At 66.6% G+C, this 3,129-nt stretch carries 1 protein-coding gene and 1 pseudogene; both read left to right on the forward strand.

All coding sequences use genetic code 11. From position 1 onward, the window contains the following. A partial coding sequence (gene carB, locus WBF82_RS13935; protein ID WP_424383591.1) for a carbamoyl-phosphate synthase large subunit occupies positions 1 to 2,920 on the forward strand: 2,920 nt, incomplete at its 5' end. A gap of 2 nt (positions 2,921 to 2,922) precedes the next feature. Next, positions 2,923 to 3,129 (forward strand): annotated as a pseudogene (locus WBF82_RS13940) (orotidine-5'-phosphate decarboxylase); the annotation flags it as partial.

The raw sequence follows: 3,129 nt of genomic DNA on the forward strand, positions 1-3,129 counted from the left end.
GGTGGGCGGTGAATCAGCGCGCAGCCGTGTGTGTTTCACCATGGACGAGGTTCGCGAGACGGTCGCCGAACTTGGGCTTCCGGTCGTGGTTCGGCCGTCGTTCACGATGGGCGGTCTGGGCTCGGGCATGGCGCACAGCGCCGAGGAGGTCGACCGGATGGCCGGCGCGGGTTTGGCCGCCTCGCCGAGCGCCAACGTGCTGATCGAGGAATCGATCTACGGCTGGAAGGAGTTCGAGCTCGAGCTGCTGCGCGACGGCAAAGACAACGTCGTCGTGGTGTGCTCGATAGAAAACGTCGACCCGATGGGGGTGCACACGGGCGACTCGGTGACCGTGGCGCCGGCGATGACGCTGACCGATCGGGAATACCAGCGGATGCGGGACCTGGGCATCGCGATTCTTCGCGAGGTCGGCGTCGACACCGGCGGCTGCAACATCCAGTTCGCCGTCGACCCGAGCGATGGCCGCCTGGTCGTCATCGAAATGAACCCGCGGGTGTCGCGGTCAAGTGCCTTGGCCTCCAAGGCAACCGGCTTCCCGATCGCCAAGATCGCCGCCAAGTTGGCCGTTGGCTACACCCTCGACGAGATCCTCAACGACATCACCAAGGAGACCCCGGCCTGCTTCGAGCCCACCCTGGATTATGTGGTGGTCAAGGCGCCGCGGTTCGCATTCGAAAAATTCCCCGGCGCCGATCCAACGCTGACCACCACGATGAAATCCGTCGGTGAGGCAATGTCGTTGGGCCGCAACTTCGTCGAAGCGCTCGGCAAGGTGATGAGATCGCTGGAGACCAGTCGCGCCGGGTTCTGGACAGGTCCGGACCCGGCAATCGACGCCGGCACGGTGCTGGAGCGGCTGCGCACACCGACCGAGGGCCGGCTCTACGACATCGAGCTGGCCGTGCGACTGGGCGCTTCGGTGGAACAGGTTGCCGAGGCATCCGGCGTCGACCCGTGGTTCGTCGCGCAGATCGCCGAGCTCGTGGAATTACGCCGTGAGGTGGTCGACGCCGCGGTGCTCGACGCGGATCTGCTGCGCCGGAGTAAGCACGCCGGATTGTCGGACCGTCAGATCGCGGCGCTGCGACCGGAATTCGCCGGCGAGGACGGCGTGCGCTCGTTGCGGGGGCGGCTCGGCATCCACCCGGTGTACAAGACCGTGGACACCTGCGCCGCGGAGTTCGAGGCCAAGACGCCCTATCACTACAGCAGTTACGAGCTCGACCCGTCCGCCGAGACTGAGGTGGCGCCGCAAACCGAGCGGCCCAAGGTGCTGATCCTGGGGTCGGGGCCAAACCGGATCGGCCAGGGCATCGAATTCGACTACAGCTGCGTGCATGCCGCAACGACGTTGTCGCAGGCCGGCTTTGAGACGGTGATGATCAACTGCAACCCGGAAACGGTGTCCACCGACTACGACACCGCCGACCGGCTGTACTTCGAGCCGTTGACCTTCGAGGACGTCCTGGAGGTGTTCTACGCCGAATCGCAGTCCGCGGCCGGTGGACCGGGGGTGGTCGGAGTCATCGTGCAACTCGGCGGCCAGACGCCGCTCGGGCTGGCGCAGCGGCTCGCCGACGCCGGAGTTCCGATCGTCGGCACGCCACCGGAGGCCATCGATCTGGCCGAGGACCGCGGCGCGTTCGGCGACCTGCTATCGGGTGCCGGACTGCCGGCCCCGCGCTACGGCATGGCCACGACGTTTGCCCAGGCCCGCCGCATCGCCGCCGAGATCGGCTATCCGGTGCTGGTGCGGCCGTCGTACGTATTGGGCGGTCGGGGCATGGAAATCGTCTACGACGACGACACCCTGCAGGGCTACATCGCCCGCGCCACCGAACTCTCACCCGAACACCCGGTGCTGGTCGACCGTTTTCTCGAGGACGCGATCGAGATCGATGTCGACGCGCTCTGCGACGGCCAGGAGGTGTACATCGGCGGGATCATGGAGCACATCGAAGAGGCCGGCATCCACTCCGGCGACTCGGCGTGTGCGCTGCCGCCGGTAACCCTGGGCCGCAGCGACATCGAGAAGGTGCGCCGCGCAACCGAGGCGATCGCGCACGGCATCGGAGTAATCGGCTTGCTCAACGTGCAGTACGCGTTGAAGGACGACGTGCTCTACGTGCTGGAGGCCAACCCGCGCGCCAGCCGTACCGTGCCGTTCGTCTCGAAGGCCACAGCGATACCCCTGGCCAAAGCCTGTGCACGTATCATGTTGGGCGCCACGATCCCTCAGCTGCGTGACGAGGGAATGCTAGCGGCATCCGGTGACGGTGCCCACGCGGCTCAGAACGCGCCGATCGCGGTCAAAGAGGCCGTGTTGCCGTTCCACCGCTTCCGCCGGGCGGACGGGGCCGCGATCGATTCACTGCTTGGCCCGGAGATGAAATCCACCGGCGAGGTGATGGGAATCGACCGCGACTTCGGCAGCGCCTTCGCCAAGAGCCAGACCGCGGCCTACGGGTCGCTGCCGGCCGAAGGCACCATATTCGTGTCGGTCGCCAACCGGGACAAGCGATCACTGGTGTTTCCGGTCAAACGGTTGGCCGACTTGGGTTTTCGGGTGCTGGCCACCGAGGGCACCGCGGAGATGCTGCGCCGCAACGGGATTCCGTGCGACGAGGTGCGCAAGCACTTCGAGCCGGCGCAGCCGGGCCGGCCCGCGATATCTGCTGTCGACGCCATCCGCGCCGGCGAGGTCGACATGGTGATCAACACCCCCTACGGCAACTCGGGGCCGCGGATCGACGGCTACGAGATCCGTTCGGCCGCAGTGGAAATGAACATCCCCTGCGTGACGACGGTGCAAGGTGCCTCTGCGGCGATTCAGGGCATCGAAGCCGGGATCCGCGGCGTGATCGGTGTTCGTTCGCTGCAGGAACTGCACAGCTCGCTGAACAACGGCGGACACTGACGATGTCGGGGTTCGGCGTCCGCCTGGCCGAGGCGGTATCGCGTCGAGGCCCGCTATGCCTGGGCATCGACCCGCATCCCGAACTGCTGCAGGCCTGGAACCTACCCGTCAGCCCCGACGGCCTTGCGGCGTTCTGCGATACCTGTGTCGGCGCGTACCGCGAATTCGCGGTCGTCAAACCGCAAGTCGCGTTCTTCGAAGCCTATGGC

The sequence above is a fragment of the Mycobacterium sp. genome (genome assembly GCF_049673265.1).
Lineage (GTDB): Bacteria > Actinomycetota > Actinomycetes > Mycobacteriales > Mycobacteriaceae > Mycobacterium.